14 protein-coding genes are annotated in these 15702 nt (G+C 74.6%); 5 read left to right on the top strand and 9 right to left on the bottom strand.

The window, feature by feature from the left end:
- Positions 1-209: 209 nt before the first annotated feature.
- The 3 genes from AACH10_RS22845 to AACH10_RS22855 form a co-directional block, all read right to left on the bottom strand.
- On the bottom strand, positions 210-1622 hold the full coding sequence (locus AACH10_RS22845) for a multicopper oxidase family protein (protein ID WP_341412857.1): 1413 nt from the start codon (positions 1620-1622) through the stop codon (positions 210-212).
- A gap of 53 nt (positions 1623-1675) precedes the next feature.
- The gene (locus AACH10_RS22850; protein ID WP_341412858.1) at positions 1676-3097 is read right to left on the bottom strand and encodes a TolC family protein; all 1422 of its coding nucleotides are present in this window, start codon (positions 3095-3097) and stop codon (positions 1676-1678) included.
- Between the two features lie 146 nt (positions 3098-3243).
- The gene (locus AACH10_RS22855) at positions 3244-3663 is read right to left on the bottom strand and encodes a hypothetical protein (protein WP_341412859.1); all 420 of its coding nucleotides are present in this window, start codon (positions 3661-3663) and stop codon (positions 3244-3246) included.
- Between the two features lie 98 nt (positions 3664-3761).
- Here AACH10_RS22855 and AACH10_RS22860 point away from each other — a divergent pair, with 98 nt between their 5' ends.
- Entirely contained in the window at positions 3762-4526 is a 765-nt protein-coding gene (locus AACH10_RS22860) for a tyrosine-protein phosphatase (RefSeq protein ID WP_341412860.1), read from the top strand.
- A gap of 11 nt (positions 4527-4537) precedes the next feature.
- Here the strand turns inward: AACH10_RS22860 and AACH10_RS22865 are convergent, their stop codons facing one another.
- Positions 4538-5368 (bottom strand): M90 family metallopeptidase, encoded by an 831-nt coding sequence (locus tag AACH10_RS22865; protein WP_341412861.1) that lies wholly within the window; start codon positions 5366-5368, stop codon positions 4538-4540.
- A gap of 86 nt (positions 5369-5454) precedes the next feature.
- Between AACH10_RS22865 and AACH10_RS22870 the strand changes: the two genes are divergently transcribed.
- On the top strand, positions 5455-6018 hold the full coding sequence (locus AACH10_RS22870; RefSeq protein ID WP_341412862.1) for a DUF2242 domain-containing protein: 564 nt from the start codon (positions 5455-5457) through the stop codon (positions 6016-6018).
- Between the two features lie 27 nt (positions 6019-6045).
- Here the strand turns inward: AACH10_RS22870 and AACH10_RS22875 are convergent, their stop codons facing one another.
- From AACH10_RS22875 to AACH10_RS22895, 5 genes are read right to left on the bottom strand one after another with little or no spacing between them, the layout of a single operon-like run.
- Positions 6046-7578, bottom strand: a complete 1533-nt coding sequence (locus tag AACH10_RS22875) for a M16 family metallopeptidase (RefSeq protein WP_341412863.1) — start codon at positions 7576-7578, stop codon at positions 6046-6048.
- Entirely contained in the window at positions 7575-8972 is a 1398-nt protein-coding gene (locus AACH10_RS22880) for a M16 family metallopeptidase (RefSeq protein WP_341412864.1), read from the bottom strand. Before AACH10_RS22880 ends, AACH10_RS22875 begins: the two co-directional genes overlap by 4 nt.
- Positions 8973-9024: 52 nt before the next feature.
- Entirely contained in the window at positions 9025-10317 is a 1293-nt protein-coding gene (locus AACH10_RS22885; protein WP_341412865.1) for an FAD-binding domain-containing protein, read from the bottom strand.
- Positions 10318-10330: 13 nt separating this feature from the next.
- Complete coding sequence (locus AACH10_RS22890) at positions 10331-11944, bottom strand: cryptochrome/photolyase family protein (protein ID WP_341412866.1); 1614 nt, start codon at positions 11942-11944, stop codon at positions 10331-10333.
- On the bottom strand, positions 11941-12174 hold the full coding sequence (locus AACH10_RS22895) for a DUF2256 domain-containing protein (RefSeq protein ID WP_423228650.1): 234 nt from the start codon (positions 12172-12174) through the stop codon (positions 11941-11943). Before AACH10_RS22895 ends, AACH10_RS22890 begins: the two co-directional genes overlap by 4 nt.
- A gap of 174 nt (positions 12175-12348) precedes the next feature.
- Here AACH10_RS22895 and AACH10_RS22900 point away from each other — a divergent pair, with 174 nt between their 5' ends.
- From AACH10_RS22900 to AACH10_RS22910, 3 genes are all read left to right on the top strand, one after another.
- On the top strand, positions 12349-12738 hold the full coding sequence (locus tag AACH10_RS22900; protein ID WP_341412867.1) for a VOC family protein: 390 nt from the start codon (positions 12349-12351) through the stop codon (positions 12736-12738).
- Positions 12739-12763: 25 nt separating this feature from the next.
- A complete protein-coding gene (locus AACH10_RS22905) occupies positions 12764-13450 on the top strand; it encodes a helix-turn-helix transcriptional regulator (RefSeq protein WP_341412868.1) in 687 nt (228 codons plus the stop codon).
- Between the two features lie 86 nt (positions 13451-13536).
- The gene (locus tag AACH10_RS22910; protein WP_341412869.1) at positions 13537-15693 is read left to right on the top strand and encodes a prolyl oligopeptidase family serine peptidase; all 2157 of its coding nucleotides are present in this window, start codon (positions 13537-13539) and stop codon (positions 15691-15693) included.
- The last annotated feature ends 9 nt before the right edge of the window (positions 15694-15702 follow it).

The raw sequence follows: 15702 nt of genomic DNA on the forward strand, positions 1-15702 counted from the left end.
TGTACTTCTGCCACCAGAAATTCATGACCATCGACCTGCGCGCCGACAAGCCCGACACTTGAGCCCAAGGTGTTACCCATGTCCTGGCACACCCGTTACCCATGTGTCCGGTCTGAACACGCGACAAGAAAGGACCTCGCCGGCCGGGCGAGACCGGCGGGCTGTCACGAAAAATGGGCGACACACCGCAAATCGGAAACTCCGCCGCATCAGTGTTGGTGATGCCCCCCGGGCTTGCGGATCTGCACCTCGGTAGCTGCCGCTCCCGTAGTTCCAGCTCCAGCTGGTGAAGCAGCGCCAGCCGGCGCCGCCGGCGCCTCCGGCAACGCCCCCGTCCACTCATACGCCCGCGTGCCAGAAGGCGCTTCGTACCAGCCGGGATCGCTGTAGTCCCCCGCCTTCTGCCCCCGCCGCACCTTCAGCACGCTGAACATGCCCCCCATGCCCACGGCGCCGAACGGCCCGGTGCCGGTCATCATCGGTGCGGTGTTCTCGGGCAGCGGCATCTCCATCTCGGCCATCTCGTGCATGCCGTGCTCGCCCATGGCCATGTAGTCGGGGATCAGCTTGCCCAGGCGCTGGGCCAGGTCGCGCTGGTTCACGCCGATCATCGTCGGCACGTTGTGGCCCATGGCGTTCATCGTGTGGTGGCTCTTGTGGCAGTGGAAGGCCCAGTCGCCCTCGGCATCGGCCACGAAGTCCATCTGCCGCATCTGGCCCACGCCGATGTCCACCGTCACCTCGGGCCAGCGCGCGGTGCGCGGCACCGGGCCGCCGTCGGTGCCGGTCACCATGAACTCGTGGCCGTGCAGGTGGATCGGGTGGTTGGTCATCGTCAGGTTGCCCACGCGCAGGCGCACGCGGTCGCCCAGGCGCACGTTCAGGCTGTCGATGCCGGGAAACACGCGGCTGTTCCAGGCCCACAGGTTGAAGTCCAGCATGGTCATCACCTTGGGCGTGGCGCTGCCGGGCTCGATGTCGAAGGCGTTCAGCAGGAAGCAGAAGTCGCGGTCCACCGGGTCGATCAGCGGGTGCCTGCCCTTGGGATGCGTGATCCACAGGCCGTGCAGGCCCATGGCCATCTGCACCATCTCGTCGGCATGCGGGTGGTACATGAAGGTGCCGGGCCGCTGCGCCACGAACTCGTAGACGAAGGTCTTGCCCGGCGGGATGGCCGGCTGCGTGAGGCCGGCCACGCCGTCCATGCCATTGGGCAGGCGCTGGCCATGCCAGTGCACCGCCGTCACCTCGGGCAGGCGGTTGGTGACGAAGATGCGCACGCGGTCGCCCTCCACCACCTCGATGGTGGGGCCGGGGCTCTGGCCGTTGTAGCCCCACAGCCGGGCGGTGAAGCCGGGCGCCATCTCGCGCTTGACCGGTTCGGCCACCAGGTGGAACTCCTTGACGCCGTGGTTCATGCGCCAGGGCAGGGTCCAGCCGTTGAGCGTGACCACCGGGTTGTAGGGGCGCCCGTCAGGCGGCAGCAGCGGCGGCTGCGTGGCCGCGCTGGGCTGGTGATGGGCTTCGGGCAGCGCGGCCAGGGCCACGCGGCTGACGGCGGCGGCGCTGACGGCAGCGGTGGCCGCTGTGGCGCGGCCGAGAAAGAGGCGTCGGGAGACCATGGGGGACTCGCTTCGATGAAAGGGGTGGAGGCGTGGGCGACGGACGGGCCGGCTCAATGGCCGCCGTTGTCGGGCGTGGCGTTGGCCGCGGCAGCGCCTGTGGTGCCGAGCGGCGCCAGCGCCGGCCGGCCCACGCGGGCCGCGTCCAGGTCGGCATCGGCCAGCCAGAAGTCGCGCTGGGCGTCGAGTGCGGCGCTCACGCCGGCGATCTGCGCGCGCGCGTCGGCCAGCAGCTCGAACACGCCCACCAGCATGCCGTTGTAGCGCAGCAGCATCTCCTGGCCGATGCGCGTCTTCAGCGGCACCAGCGCGTCGCGGTGGTGGCGGGCGATGTCCCAGGCGCTGCGGTAGCTGGTCCAGGCTTCGCGCAGCTCGCTCTGCGCGTCCTGCGCCGTGGCGGCCACGCGCAGCAGGGCCTGGCGGTGGCGGTGCTCGGCGGCGGCCAGGCGGGCGTCGCCACTGTCGAAGATCGGCAGCTCCAGCCGCAGCTCCAGGCCGCGCTGCGTGGGCGCCTCGTTGCTGCTGTTGCGCAGCACGCCCAGCTCCAGCACGTTGACCCAGCGCGTGGCCTGGGTCAGGCCTTGTTCCTGCGCCGTGGTCCTGGCGGCGGCGCGCGCGGCCTGGATGTCCAGCCGGTCGTCCAGCGCGGCCTGGGCGATGTCGGGCAGCGTGCGCGCCTGGGCCGGCAGCGGGGGCAGGCGCTCGGGCAGCTTCAGCACGTCGCGCTGCGTGGCGTCGAGTGCCAGCAGGCGCACCAGGCGCTCGCGGCTGGCGTCGCGCTGCTGCTGTGCGCGCGCCAGGCCCAGCTGGGCGTCGGCGTGGAAGGCCTGCTCGCGCGCCTGCTGCAGCGCCGACCAGTTGCCGGCCGCGCGCATGCGGCGCGCCAGCTCGGCACCGGCGTCGGCGGCGTCCAGCACCTGGCTGGCGTAGCGCAGCTGCTCCTCGGCGGCCACCGCGCGCACCCAGGCGCGGCGGGTGTCGGCGGCGTGCGCCAGCAGGTCGGCCGCCACCTGGGCCTGCAGCTCGGCCTGGCGCTGGCGGCCGGCCTCGCGCAGCCAGGGCTGGGTGAGCCAGCGCGCCAGGTCCACGTGCAGGCCGCGCTCGAACTCGCGCTCGTCGCCACGCACCAGGCGCGCAAAGCCGAAGCCCGGGTTGGGCAGGCGGCCGGCCTGCACCGCCTGGGCGTCGGCGATGGCCAGGTCGTGCAGGCGGGCGCGCAGGCCGCGGTGCTGAACCAGGGCCAGCTGCACCGCGGCGTCGGGGGTCAGCGGCTGGGACAGCAGGGCCTGGGCGCGGCGCGCGATGTCGGCGTCGCTGGCGTCCAGCGCGGGCAGCTCGGTGCCGGCGTGTCGGCGCACGGCGCCGGCCACCGGGCCCAGGCCGGCATCGGGCGCCAGGGTGGTGCAGCCGCCGAGCAGCAGGACGGCGAGGCCCAGCGCGGGCAAGGCGCGGGCGGCAGGGTAGGGTGGGCGCATCAAGGCCTCCGGAAATTCACGGGCGGATCGCAGCGCGGGCGGCTGCGGCCGTACGGCAGGGGCTGGCGGACCGGGCGGGCGGAGCGGGCGGACCGGGCGGAAGGGGCCGCGGATCGGGCCGCGCCGGCCACAGGTGCCAGCGGGTGTCAGCCGCGCGGCGGCCGCTCGATGCCCTCAGCCGTCCAGGGTGCGATGCGCGGTGCGGCGACCGCCGCCGGGGCATCGGCCACCGCGGCCGGCGGCGGCGCCACGGACCACAGGGCGGGCGGCGCGCTGCCATGGCCGCAGCAGCTGGCACAGGCGCTGCAGCCCGCATGCGGGGCCGGGCTGGCGTTTTCGGGCGCCGGGGTCGTGGTCGTGTCGGCCGTGCTGGCCATGGCCTGGTCGGCTGCCGGCGCGTGGCCGTGGCACGGCGGCATGGCGTCGTCTGCATCAGGCAAGGTCGCCTGGGCCATCGGGCCATGCCCGGGCGAGCCGTGCAGCCACGCCACCGCCGCCAGGCCCTGCAGGGGCAGGGCCAGCACCAGCAGGCACAGGCAGCACAGACGCAGCAGACGGCGCGACATGGCGGCCACTCTAGCGCAGGCCGGCCGCGCCGGCTTGGCTGCCGTCAAACCGCGCCCAGGCGACAGGGATGGCGCCGGGCGCCATCCACAATCGCACGATGCCCGACACCCCCGACGACGCGTTGCGCCTGAGCGGCGCCAGCAACTTCCGCGACCTGGCAGCCTCGCCCGGCACCGTGGGCCACGGCGGCCGGCCGCTGCGCCGCGGCCAGGTCTTCCGCTCCGACCACCTGGCCGGCCTGACCGAGGCCGACCGCGCCGCCATCGCCGCGCTGGGCCTGGGCCGCGCGCTCGACTTCCGCGGCGTGGCCGAGCGCGCCGCCGCCGCCTACGACCTGCCCGGCGTGACCCAGCATGCGCTGAGCATCGAGCCCACCGTGGTGCAGCACATGCAGGCCCTGGTGGCCTCGGGCCAGGCGCTCACGGTGCCCACCGTCACGGGGCTGATGCACGACCTGTACCGCGGCCTGGTGAACGACCAGTCGCACCGCTTCGCCGAGCTGTTCGCGCACCTGCTGGACGAGGCCGACACGCGGCCGCTGGTGTTCCACTGCACCGCCGGCAAGGACCGCACCGGCCTGGCCGCCGCGCTGATCCTGCTGGCGCTGGGCGTGCCGCGCGATGCCGTGCTGCACGATTACCTGCTGACCAACGAGCGCTACAGCTTCATGCCCGGCGAGCACCCCGAGATCCCGCGCGACGCGCTGATGGTGCTGTGGCGCGTGCAGCAGGGCTTTCTGGACGAGGCGCTGCTGGCCATCGACCGCGACCACGGCGGCCTCGACCGCTACCTGCCGCAGCGCCTGGGCCTCACGCCTGCGGCGCTACAGGCCCTGGCGGCGCGCTACCTCGCCGAAGGCTGACGCGCGGCCGTTCAGTCCCAGGCGCGCGGGTCCACGCCGTACAGACCGGCCAGCTCGCGGTAGGCCGCCGGCGCCTCGTGGGCCAGCGCCAGCGGCTGCTCGAAGAACAGCTCGGTCAGCACGGCAAACAACTCGGCCATGTCGCTGGCGGCATAGCTGCCGATCAGCGCCGAGGGCTGCACCTGCAGCCGCGCGAACAGCCCGCCCATCACCGCGTCCCAACGTTCGCGTGCGGCGCTGCCTGGCCGCCACGGCCGGCCGTCGGCGCCGCCGTGGTGCTGGTCGATCTGGTGCGCGAACTCGTGCAGCACCACGTTGCGGCCGTCGTCGGGCAGCGCCGCGCCGTCGCGCACGTCGGCCCAGCTGAGGATCACCTGGCCCTGCTGCCAGCTCTCGCCGGCCAGCACCTGGCGCTGGTCCTGCACCACGCCGCCAGGGGCCGGGCGCACGCGGTCGACGACGAAGGCGCCGGGGTACACCAGCACCTGGCGCAGCGCCGGAAAGCAGGCCGGCTGCGCCTCGCCCAGCAGCAGCAGGCAGGCCTGGGCGGCGATGGTCACGCGCACCTCGTCGTCCACCGGCTGGCCCTGGCTGCCGATGAAGGCCTTGTCGGCCACGAAGACCTGGATGTGCCCTTCCAGCCGCCGCCGCAGTGGCCACGGCAGCCGCGCCACCGCCGGCACGCGCCGGCGCAGGATGCGCCGCCACGCCGCCGGAAACGGCGCGGCGCGCAGCCGCGCTTGGCGCCGCGCCGCCCAGCGCGGCGGCAGCAGCACGGCGGCGCCGGCCACCCCGCCCAGCGCCAGCAGGGTGGCCAGGGAGAACATCAGGGCTGTGTCCATGCGCGGCAGATGCGGCATGCCGCGCCGGCTTCAATCCCCCCAGAACAGGGCCGGCCGGCTGCGGCGCTGGCTAAGATGCGCCCGCCATGCGCCACCCCGTCCGCCTCGTCCGTCTCCTGCTGGTGCCCACCGCCGCCGCGCTGCTGGCGGCCTGTGCCGCGCCGCCCATGCTGAGCCCGGCGCCACCGCCGCCCACCTTCGCCAGCGAGCGCTTCGACAGCAGCGCGCCCTATGCGCGCCGCTTTGCCGCCCAGCCCGAGGCGCTGTGCGAGGCCGCGCGCCGTGCGCTGCTGAGCCAGGGCTACATGATCACCGGCCATGAGCGCCTGGGCCTGAGCGGGCGCAAGTTCTTCCAGCCGCAGCGCGAGGCGCATGTGCAGCTGGCGATCAGCGTCTCGTGCGCCGACGATGCCGGCGATGCGCAGCGCGGCACGGTCTATGTCACCGCCTGGCAGGACCAGTTCGTCATCAAGCGCAACCCCAGCAATGCCAGCGTGGGCGTCAGCGCCTTCGGCTCGATCTCGCTGCCGCTGTCGTCCAGCGAGGATTCGCTGGTCAAGGTGGGCATCGAGACGATCAGCGACGCGGCGTTCTACGAGCGCTTCTACGGCCTGCTGGGCGCGGTGCTGGCCCAACCGGCCCCGCGCTGAACCGGGCGCGGCCAGCGCGCCACGGCCTCACTTCGCGGCCACCAGCCCCGGCCGCATCAAATCCAGCGACTGCATCGTCAGCCGCAGCGCCTGCGGCTGGGCCTCGGCACCCAGGCCGGCGGCGGCGGCGGCCAGGTCGCCCACCACCACGGCGCGCAGGCGCTCGGGCGTCCAGTGCGTGCGGGCGAAGGCGGCCACCTGCTCGGGCGTGACGGCCAGGATCTCGGGCACGGTGCGCTGCAGGTCGGCCAGCGGCCGGCCCTGGCTCCACTGCGCGGCGGCCAGCGCGGCCAGGCCGCCGGTGGTGTCCAGCCGCCGCGCGAAGCCGCCCACCAGCGTGGCCTGGCGCGCCACCAGCTCGACCGGCGTGGGCGGCTCGGCGGCCAGGCGGGTGATCTCGCCGCGCAGCAGGGCCAGGGCCTCGGCGGCGGTCTTGTGGTCGGTCTGGGTGCGTGCGGCGAACATGCCGCCGCCGGGCTGGGTCTCGCCATCGGCGAAGGCGCCGTAGCTCAGGCCGCGCTTGATGCGCACCTCCTGGTTCAGCCGTGCCGAGTAGCCGCCGCCCAGCACCGCGCTGGCCACCTGGGCGGCACGGCGGTCGGTGGCGCCATTCGCCACGAAGGGCGCGGCCACGGCCACGCCGCTCTGGCCGGCGCCGGGCATGTCCAGCAGCACCAGCGGCGCGGCCAGCGGCTGCGGCGCGGCGGCGGCCGGCAGTGGCGGCGCCGCATGGTCGGCGGCCCGCCAGTCGCCCAGCAGGCGCTGGGCCAGCGCGCGCGCTTCGTCGGGCGACACATCGCCGGCCAGCACCAGCGCGGCCTGCTCGGGCCGGTACCAGCGGGTGTGGAAGGCGCGCACGGCGTCCAGCTTCAGTTGCTGCAGCGCCGCCGGGGCGGTGACGGCGCCATAGGGCGAATCGCCCCACCAGGCGCGCCGCAGCAGCAGGCCCGACAGCGCGGCGGGGTCCTTGAAGGTGACGCGCAGGCCGTCGAGCGCCTGGGCGCGGGCGCGCTCCAGTTCGTCGGCGGCCAGCAGCGGGTGGCGCAGCGCATCGGCCATCAGCGCCAGCGCGGCGTCGAGCTTGGGCCGCATCACGGTCATCGCCAGGCTGCTGCTGCGCCAGCCGCTGGCGGTGTCGAGCGCGCTGCCCAGCGATTCGGCCTGCCGCGCCAGCGCGGTGGCATCCACCGGCTTGCCCCCGCGGCGAGCGCCCTTGGCCAGCAGCGTGGCGGTCATGGCGGCCACGCCGGGCTGGCCGGGGGCATCGGCCTCGGCGCCCACGCGCAGCAGCAGCAGCGCGCTGACCACCGGCAGCTCGTGCAGCGGCGCGGTGATGACGGTCAGCCCATTGGCCAGCTGCGCCTGGTGCAGCGGCGGCACCACCACCGGGCGCGGCGGCAGCGGCTCGGGCGGGGCGTCCACGCCCGGCATGGCGGCACGGGCGCCCAGCGGCAGCCACAGGCCGGCACACAGGCCCGCATTGCCCAGGGCCAGCGGCAGGCCCAAGCCCGCGCGCAGCAGCGCGCGGCGGGTGTTCGTCGGAGACTGGCGGCCGTTCACTGGGCGGCTCCCTGCACATAGTCGATGGTCACACGCCGCTGGCTGAGCACATGCTGACGCAGCACGCGCTGCACATCGGCGGCGCCCACGGCCTGCAGTCGGGCCAGCGTGCGGTCGGCCTCGCGCGCATCGCCGCGCAGCATCACGGCCTGGCCGATGGCGCCGGCCAGGCCCTGCGGCGTCTGCCGACCCAGCAGCGCGCCGGTGACCAACTGGGTGCGCACCTTGTCCAGCTCGGCCGGCGCAATGGGGCCGCTGGCCAGCCGCTGGATCTGCGCCAGCAGTGCCTTCTCCAGCGTGCGCAGCGATTGCCCGCTGGCCGCAATGGCATAGGCCGCCAGCAGGCCGGCATCGGCATGCAGCTCGGCGGCGAAGCCGGCCGCCTGTGCCGATTGCGCGCGGTACACCAGGGCCTCGTTCAGCCGCGACGAATCGCCGGCCGACAGCAGGGCCGAGGCGATCTCCAGCGCCGCGGCGTCGGGATGGTCGGCGCGCGGGCCCTTCCACAGCAGGGCCACGGCGGGCAGCGGCACGTTGGGGGCAGTGACCGTCACGCGCGCATCGCGCTGGCGCGGCGGCTCCTGCGCGGCCACGCGCGGCACCGGCATGGCCGGCGCGGTCAGCGGGCCGAAGTACTTGTCGATCCAGGCATCCAGCTGCGGCGCGTCGAAGTCGCCGGCCACGATCAGCAGCGCGTTGTCGGGCCGGTAGTAGGTGGCGTGGAAGCGGCGCACGTCGTCCAGCGTGGCGGCGTTCAGGTCGGCCTCGCTGCCGATGACCGGGCGCTTGTACGGGTGCTGCTCGTAGGCGTAGGCCGGCAGCGCGTTGAACAGCCGGCCGTAGGGATCGGCCAGCACGCGCTGGCGCAGCTCCTCGATCACCACCTTGCGCTCGCTGTCGAAGTTGGCCTGGTCGACGTTGAGGTGAGCCATGCGCTCGGCCTCGGCCCACAGCAGGCGTTCGAGGTGGTTGCTGGGCACCTCGCTCTGGTAGGCCGTCATGTCCTCGGCGGTGAAGGCGTTGTTCTGGCCGCCCACGTCCTCGGTCAGGCGGTCGAACATCTCGTTGGGCATGTGGCGCGTGCTCTTGAACATCATGTGCTCGAAGAGGTGCGCGAAGCCCGAGCGGCCGGCCGGATCGTCCTTGCCACCCACGCGGTACCAGACCTGCACGCTGACCACCGCGCCGGCGTGCGGCACGCTCACCACCTGCAGGCCGTTGGCCAGGCGGCGCTGGCGCAGCGGCAGCGGGGGCAAGGTGATCGGTTCCGGGGCGGCGGGGGCCGCGGCCCACAGCGGCGTGGCGGGTAGGGCGCCCAGCGTGAGCAGTGCGGTGCTGCGGGCCAGCCAGTGGCGGCGGGTGGTGCCGGCGGGATCGGGGGTCGGGACAGGCATGCGCAGATCATCGCCGATTGCCCCAGGCCTTGGCCGCCTTGCGGGCTCGGCGTCAGCGCCTGTGCAACTTCTGCACCGCCGCCCAGTAGGCCGAGAACGAGCGCTGCGGCTTCGCCGGTTCGGGCAGCCAGGCCGGTGGCGTGCGGCGCCAGCCCAGGGCCTCGGGCAGCGGCCAGGGCGTGCCCGGTGTGGCCGCGCATTCGGCCAGGTGCGGATCGTCCCAGCCGGCGATTTCGGCGGGCCAGTCGGCGAGGGCCTGCGCCAGCGTGTGCGCATCGTCCACCGCCACCACCGCCTCGGCCACCGCCGCGAAGCGCTGGCCGACGAAGCCGATGCGGCGTGCGCTCCAGGGCCAGCGGCGCAGGAACGCGCCGGGCCACAGGCCCAGCACGCACCAGGCGCGACCATCGGCGCGCGGCGGCGGTGCGGCCAGGGCCCAGGGGTGCATCAGCCACAGCGGGCGCAGGGCGGCGCGGGCGGCCTGCAGCACGGCTTGCGCATCGGCGTCGGACGACAGCGCGGCCTCGGCCGGCAGCGTGTGTCGCAGCGCCGGCTCGGCCACACCCGCCATGGCCGGTGCCGATGGCGCCGGCCATGGCGCGCGGCCATGGGCCCAGTCGCCCAGCAGTTCGTAGGCGGTGTCGATCACCGAGCCTTCGCTGCGCCAGGCGGCCAGCGCCGGCACGCCGGCCGTGTGGCGGGCGATGTTCTCGGCGTTGGCCAGGTAGGGCTGGTGGCTGCCGGTGCCGGCCACCCATTGCCATGAGAGGTGGTTGCTGGCCAGGTCACCATCCAGCAGGTGGCCGTACAGCCAGTCGGCGCCGGCGCGCCAGTGCACGCCGCGCACATGCACCACGTAGCTGGCCAGCCACAGCCGCGCATGGTTGTGCAGCCAGCCGGTGGCATGCAGCTGGCGCACGGCCTGGTCGATGGCGGGCACGCCGCTGCGGGCCTCGCGCACATCGGCCGGCAGGGTGGCGGCGTAGTCGCTGTCGGGCCGCGGTCCGGCGTGCAGCGATTCGAAGATCGCCGCGCCCAGGTGCTGCCAGCGGTGGTGGAAGAATGCACGCCAGCCCAGCTCCATGCGCAGCTTGTGGTTCGCCGGCAGCGCGAAGCGGGCCTGCAGATCGTCAGCCACCTGGGGCGGTGTCAGCAGGCCGTGGGTGAGGTAGGGCGAGAGCCGTGTGACGGCGCCCGCCAGGTGGTTGCGCGTGCGTGCGTAGGCCGACGGGCGCACCGCCGTCAGCCGGGCCTGCGCGGCGGCGGGTGTGGGCTCGAAGAACGTGTCGTCGGGGTGCAGGTCCAGGCCATCGTCCGGGCCGGTGTCGAACAGGTCGCGGCTCATCGCGGCGCCCCGCTCACAACACCTGCCCGGCGCGGATGGCGTCGGCGCGGGCGCGCACCGCGGTGCGCTCGGCCTCGCTGCGCCGCGCCAGGTTCTTCACCTGCAGCGCCATGCGCGGGTTGGCGGCCAGCGCGGCCTCGTGGCGTTCCAGAAAATCCCAGTACAGCGTGGTGAACGGGCAGGCGTCGTCACCGCTGGCGCGGTCGGGGCGGAAGCGGCAGTCCTGGCAGTGGTTGCCCATGCGCTGGAGGTACTTGCCGGTGGCCGCATAGGGCTTGCTGGCCATCAGGCCCTGGCCCAGGGCCAGGCCGCCGTCCGGGCCGCCATCGGCAAACTGGCTCATGCCCAGGGTGTTGGGCAGTTCCACCCATTCCACGGCATCCACGTACACGCCCAGGTACCAGGCATGCACGGCCTGCGGCCGCACGCCCAGCAGCAGCGCGAACAGGCCGGTGACCATCAGGCGCTGGATGTGGTGGGCATAGCCCAGGCGCAGCGTCTGGCCGATGGCGTCGCGCAGGCAGGCGGCGGGGGTGTCGCCGGTCCAGTAGAAGGCGGGCAGCGGCTGCTCGGCGCCCAGCGCGTTGCGGTCGAGGTAGCCGGGCATCTGCGTCCAGTAGATGCCGCGCACGTACTCGCGCCAGCCCAGGATCTGGCGCACGAAGCCTTCCACGCCGGCCAGCGGCGCCTGGCCCGCGTGGTACGCGGCCACGGCGGCATCCACCACCTCGCGCGGGTTCAGCAGCTTGAGGTTCAGCGCGGCTGACAGGTGGGCATGGAACAGCCAGGGCTCGCCGGCCCACAGCGCGTCCTGCCAGCGGCCGAAGTGCGGCAAGCGGTGGGCGATGAAGTCCTGCAGCGCGGCCAGCGCATCGGCGCGCGTCACCGGCCAGCCGAAGGGCTCGGCCTGGCCGGGATGGTGGCCGAAGCGCTGCTGCACCAGCGCGATCACCTCGCGCGTGACGGCGTCGGGTTCGAAGCGCAACGGCGCACGCAGCTCGGGCGGCGGGCCTTGCGTGCCGAAGGATTCCCGGTTCTCGGCGTCGAAGTTCCAGCGGCCGCCTTCGGGCTGGCCGTCGGCATCCAGCAGCACGCCGTGGCGCTGGCGCATCTCGCGGTAGAACCATTCCATGCGCAGCGCCTTGCGCTTGGCGGCATGGGCGGCGAAGTCGCGCACGGTGGCGTAGAAGTGGCGGTCGTCGCGCAGGTCCAGCGCCAGGCCGTGGGTGCGCGCCACGGCGCGCAGCGCCTGCAGCACGCGCCAGTCGCCCGGCGCGGTCATCACCAGGGCCTGAGGCTGCCACTGCGCGATGGCGCGAGCCAGCTCGCCGGCCAGCGTGCCGGTGTTGGCCGCATCGTCCAGCGTGGCGTAGTGCAGCGGCAGGCCTTCGCTGCGCAGCGCCTGGGCGAAATGGCGCATCGCCGCCAGGAACAGCACCGTGCGCTGCTGGGCCGAGACCACGTGCGTGGATTCCTCGGCCGCCTCGGCCATCCACACGCGGTCGTGTGCGGGGTCGAAGCCGTCGAAGGCGCTGGCGGCGCGGTCGAGCTGGTCGCCCAGCACCAGCACCAGGTGGCGTGTCGGCTGCGCTGGCCGCGTCGGCTGCGACGGGGCGGCGGGGCTCATGGCGTGGCCCCGCCCGTGCCCGCCGGCTTGCGCTGGCGCCGGCAGGCGTCGGAGCAGTGCTTCACCTCGTCCCAGCAGCGCGCCCAGACGCGGCGCCAGGCCATCGGCCGGCCGCAGGTGGCACACGGCTTGGTGGGCAGGTGCTGCTTGAAGCCCTTGGCGCCCTTGGCCAGTCGCGTGGGCGCGCCCGGCGTGGCGTCGGAACGGAGCGGTGTGGGGCGGCGCGGCATGGCGCGGATTGTCATCAAGCCTCCCGGCTGCTGACGCCATGCTGTCAGCAGCACCCCGGCAGCATCCGGGTCATGCCGCGGCGCCTGCCATCGCGCCGGCCTGCGGCACCCGGCCCGGTGGCGCGTAGCATGGCTGCCACCGGCGCCACCACCCACACCCACCGGGAGCCCCGCATGCAATTCGGCTACACCATCGTCTACGTGCGCGACGTCAACGCGTCGCTCAGCTTCTTCGAGCAGGCCTTCGGGCTGCAGCGCGGCTTCGTGTCGGAGGGCGGCGAGTTCGGCACACTGGCCACCGGGGCCACGGCACTGTCGTTCTGCCGGCATGACGTGGCGCGCGACAGCGTGGGCCACGATTACGTGGCGGCCGAGGATTCGGCCCGCCCACTGGGCATGGAGGTGGGCCTGGTGACGGCCGACGTGCCAGCCGCCTGCGAGCGCGCCGTGGCCGCCGGCGCCACGCTGCTGAACCCGCCCCAGACCAAGCCCTGGGGCCAGACCGTGGCCTATGTGCGCTGCCCCGACGGCACGCTGGTGGAACTGTGCACGCCGATGGCCTGAAGACGCCCCCGCGTCGCTGACCGGCATGCGCCGCGCCGACCGTCTCTTCGCCCTGGTGCAGCTGATCCGTGGCCGGCGCCTGTCCACTGCCGCGTGGCTGGCGCAGCGCCTGGAGGTGTCGCTGCGCACGGTGTACCGCGATGTGGCCGACCTGCAGCACCAGGGCGTGCCCATCGACGGCGAGGCCGGCGTGGGCTATCGCATGCGCGCCGGCTTCGACCTGCCGCCGCTGATGTTCAGCACCGACGAGGCCCGCGCCCTGGTGGCCGCCGTGCGCCTGGCCCAGCCGCGGCTGGACGCCGAACTGGGCGCGGCCGCCGACACCGCGCTCAGCAAGATCCTGGGCGTGCTGCCCGCCGCCACGCGCGCGGCCGCCGAGGCGCTGGCGCTGTACGCGCCCGACCTGGCGCCCGACGACGGCACGCGCGCCCGGCTCACCGTGCTGCGCGGCGCCATCGAGGGCCGGCACCTGCTGCGCCTGGCCTACCGCGACCTGAAGGAGGTGGACAGCCAGCGCACCGTGCGCCCGCTGGGCTGCTTCTTCTGGGGCGAGGTGTGGACGCTGGCCGCCTGGTGCGAGACGCGGCAGGACTTCCGCAGCTTCCGCGTCGACCGCATCGGCGAGCTCACCGTGATGGCGGAACGCTTCCGCGACGAGCCCGGCCGCAGCCTGGCCGACCTGCAGCGGCGCTACGCCGCCGACGCGGCCTGAGCCCCACGCCGCCCGGCGGGAGCCCGTCACGCCGGGGCGTTATGCTGGCCCGACCCGCACATGCGACGAGGGCAGGGAGGCCCGGGATGAAGCACCGCCACATCGGCCGGCACGCCGGTCGTCATTTCGGCCGTCACCTGGGCTGGCGCGCGCGTGGGGCAGCCACGGCGCTGGGGCTGGCGCTGGCCTGGGGCGCCGCCCTGGCGCAAGGCAACCCCGCTGCGGTGGGCGCAACATCCGCAGCGTCTGCGGCATCTGCGGCATCTGCGGCAGCGCTGGGGTCGGCGGCCCGGGCGCTGCCGGCCGAGCGCTTCTTCCTGCCGTTGGCGATCGGCTCGGCGCGCCTGTCGCCGTCGGGGCGGCAACTGGCCTTCACGCGTGCGGTCGGTGACGACGCGGTGCAGCTGCAGGTGATGGACCTGGCTGGCGACGAGCCGCCGCGGCGCGTGGCCGGCTACCGCGACGCCGACATCACCCACGTGGTCTGGGCCAGCGACGACCGGCTGCTCTACAGCGTGGTGGACCTGCGCTCGGGCAGCGGGCTGGACCAGCGTGTCGGCCATGGCCTGTTCTCGGTGCGGGCGGACGGGCGCGACACCCAGATGCTGATCCGCCGCCAGGCCGGCCCGGTGTCCAGCCTGGCCGACGTGCGCCGCGCCCGCGCGCTGTCACCCGACCACCGGCTGCTGTGGGTGCCGGCCGTCCAGCCCGAGGCGGGCCGCACCCAGGTGGTGGTGGGCAGCGTCGAGCGCGGGGACGAGGGCCTCTACACCTGGGTGCCGCAGTGGCTGGACGTGCGCTCGGGGCACACGACCGACATGGACCTGGGCGGCGCCCCGAAGGCGGTGCTGCGTTGGTGGTTCGACCGGCGCGGCACGCCCCGCGCGGCCGTCACCGAGGCACGCGGGCTGCGCACGCTGCACTGGCGCGGGCCCGGCGATGCGGCCTGGCAGGCGCTGGTCACGGCGCCGGCGCTGCGCATGCCGTTCGAGCCGGTGGCCGTGGCCGACGATGGCACGCTGTACGTGCGCCATGCCGCAGGTCCGGTGGGCGAAGAGGTGCTGTCCCGCCTCGACGTCGCGCGCGGCCAGCCGGCCACGCCGCCGCTGCTGCAGTTTCCCGGCTTCGATGTCCGGGCCCAGGTGCTCACCGACCTGCACAGCGGTGAGGTGATCGGTGTGCGGGGCGAGGCCGAGCGCGAGCGCACGCAATGGTTCGCACCGGCCGCGCAGCAGCTGCAGCAGGCCATCGACGCGCTGCTGCCGGACCGCGTCAACCGCGTCGACTGCCGCCGCTGCACCGACGACGACGCCATCGCCCTGGTCACCAGCCACAGCGACCGAGATCCCGGCCAGCTGTACGCCTACCACGGTGCCACGCGGCAGCTGCAGCGCCTGGGCGCCGTGCACCCCGACCTCGACCCGGCCACCATGGCGCGGGTGCAGTTGCGCCGCATCCGCGCCCGCGACGGCCTGTCGCTGCCGGTGTGGCTGACCGTGCCGGCCGGCGCCGTGCCCGGCCAGCCGCTGCCGGCCGTGGTGCTGGCGCATGGCGGGCCCTGGCTGCGCGGCAGCCACTGGCGGTGGGAGCCGATGGCGCAGTTCCTGGCCTCGCGCGGCTGGCTGGTGATCAGCCCCGAGTTCCGCGGCTCCGCCGGCTATGGCGACGCGCACCTGCGCGCCGGCTTCCGCCAATGGGGCCTGGCCATGCAGGACGACCTGGCCGACGCGCTGCGCTGGGCCCAGCACCAGGGCCTGGCCGGCGAGCGCGCCTGCATCGCCGGTGGCAGCTACGGCGGCTATGCGGCGCTGATGGGCCTGGTGCGCGCGCCCGGGCTCTACCACTGTGCGGCCGCCTGGTCGGCGGTCACCGACCCGATGCTGCTGCTGCAAAGCCCCTGGTGGCTGGCCGACGACGGCATCGAGGCCGTGCGCCGCCACCGCCTGCCCGAGATGATCGGCGACCCCGACCAGGACGCCGACAGGCTGGCCGACGCCACGCCGTGGCGGCAGGTGCATCGCATGCGCGCGCCCGTGCTGCTGGTGCATGGCGGCATGGACCGCCGCGTGCCGCCCCTCCATGCCGACCGCCTGCGCGACGCGCTGACCGCCGCCGGCCGGCCGCCGGAGTGGGTGTACTACGGCGACGAGGGCCATGCCTTTCGCCGGCTGGACCACCGCGTGGACTTCGCGCAGCGGCTCGAGGCCTTCCTGCGCCGGCACCTGGACGGTGCCGCGCCGTGAGGGCGCGGC

This window comes from Pseudaquabacterium inlustre (assembly GCF_038066595.1).
Lineage (GTDB): Bacteria > Pseudomonadota > Gammaproteobacteria > Burkholderiales > Burkholderiaceae_C > Pseudaquabacterium > Pseudaquabacterium inlustre.

Excerpts from the sequence above, each read along its gene's own strand:
- AACH10_RS22845 (WP_341412857.1), bottom strand. The coding sequence starts at position 1,622 with ATGGTCTCCCGACGCCTCTTTCTCGGCCGCGCCACAGCGGCCACCGCT.
- AACH10_RS22850 (WP_341412858.1), bottom strand. The coding sequence starts at position 3,097 with ATGCGCCCACCCTACCCTGCCGCCCGCGCCTTGCCCGCGCTGGGCCTC.
- AACH10_RS22855 (WP_341412859.1), bottom strand. The coding sequence starts at position 3,663 with ATGTCGCGCCGTCTGCTGCGTCTGTGCTGCCTGTGCCTGCTGGTGCTG.
- AACH10_RS22860 (WP_341412860.1), top strand. The coding sequence starts at position 3,762 with ATGCCCGACACCCCCGACGACGCGTTGCGCCTGAGCGGCGCCAGCAAC.
- AACH10_RS22865 (WP_341412861.1), bottom strand. The coding sequence starts at position 5,368 with ATGGACACAGCCCTGATGTTCTCCCTGGCCACCCTGCTGGCGCTGGGC.
- AACH10_RS22870 (WP_341412862.1), top strand. The coding sequence starts at position 5,455 with ATGCGCCACCCCGTCCGCCTCGTCCGTCTCCTGCTGGTGCCCACCGCC.
- AACH10_RS22880 (WP_341412864.1), bottom strand. The coding sequence starts at position 8,972 with ATGCCTGTCCCGACCCCCGATCCCGCCGGCACCACCCGCCGCCACTGG.
- AACH10_RS22885 (WP_341412865.1), bottom strand. The coding sequence starts at position 10,317 with ATGAGCCGCGACCTGTTCGACACCGGCCCGGACGATGGCCTGGACCTG.
- AACH10_RS22890 (WP_341412866.1), bottom strand. The coding sequence starts at position 11,944 with ATGAGCCCCGCCGCCCCGTCGCAGCCGACGCGGCCAGCGCAGCCGACA.
- AACH10_RS22895 (WP_423228650.1), bottom strand. The coding sequence starts at position 12,174 with ATGCCGCGCCGCCCCACACCGCTCCGTTCCGACGCCACGCCGGGCGCG.
- AACH10_RS22900 (WP_341412867.1), top strand. The coding sequence starts at position 12,349 with ATGCAATTCGGCTACACCATCGTCTACGTGCGCGACGTCAACGCGTCG.
- AACH10_RS22905 (WP_341412868.1), top strand. The coding sequence starts at position 12,764 with ATGCGCCGCGCCGACCGTCTCTTCGCCCTGGTGCAGCTGATCCGTGGC.
- AACH10_RS22910 (WP_341412869.1), top strand. The coding sequence starts at position 13,537 with ATGAAGCACCGCCACATCGGCCGGCACGCCGGTCGTCATTTCGGCCGT.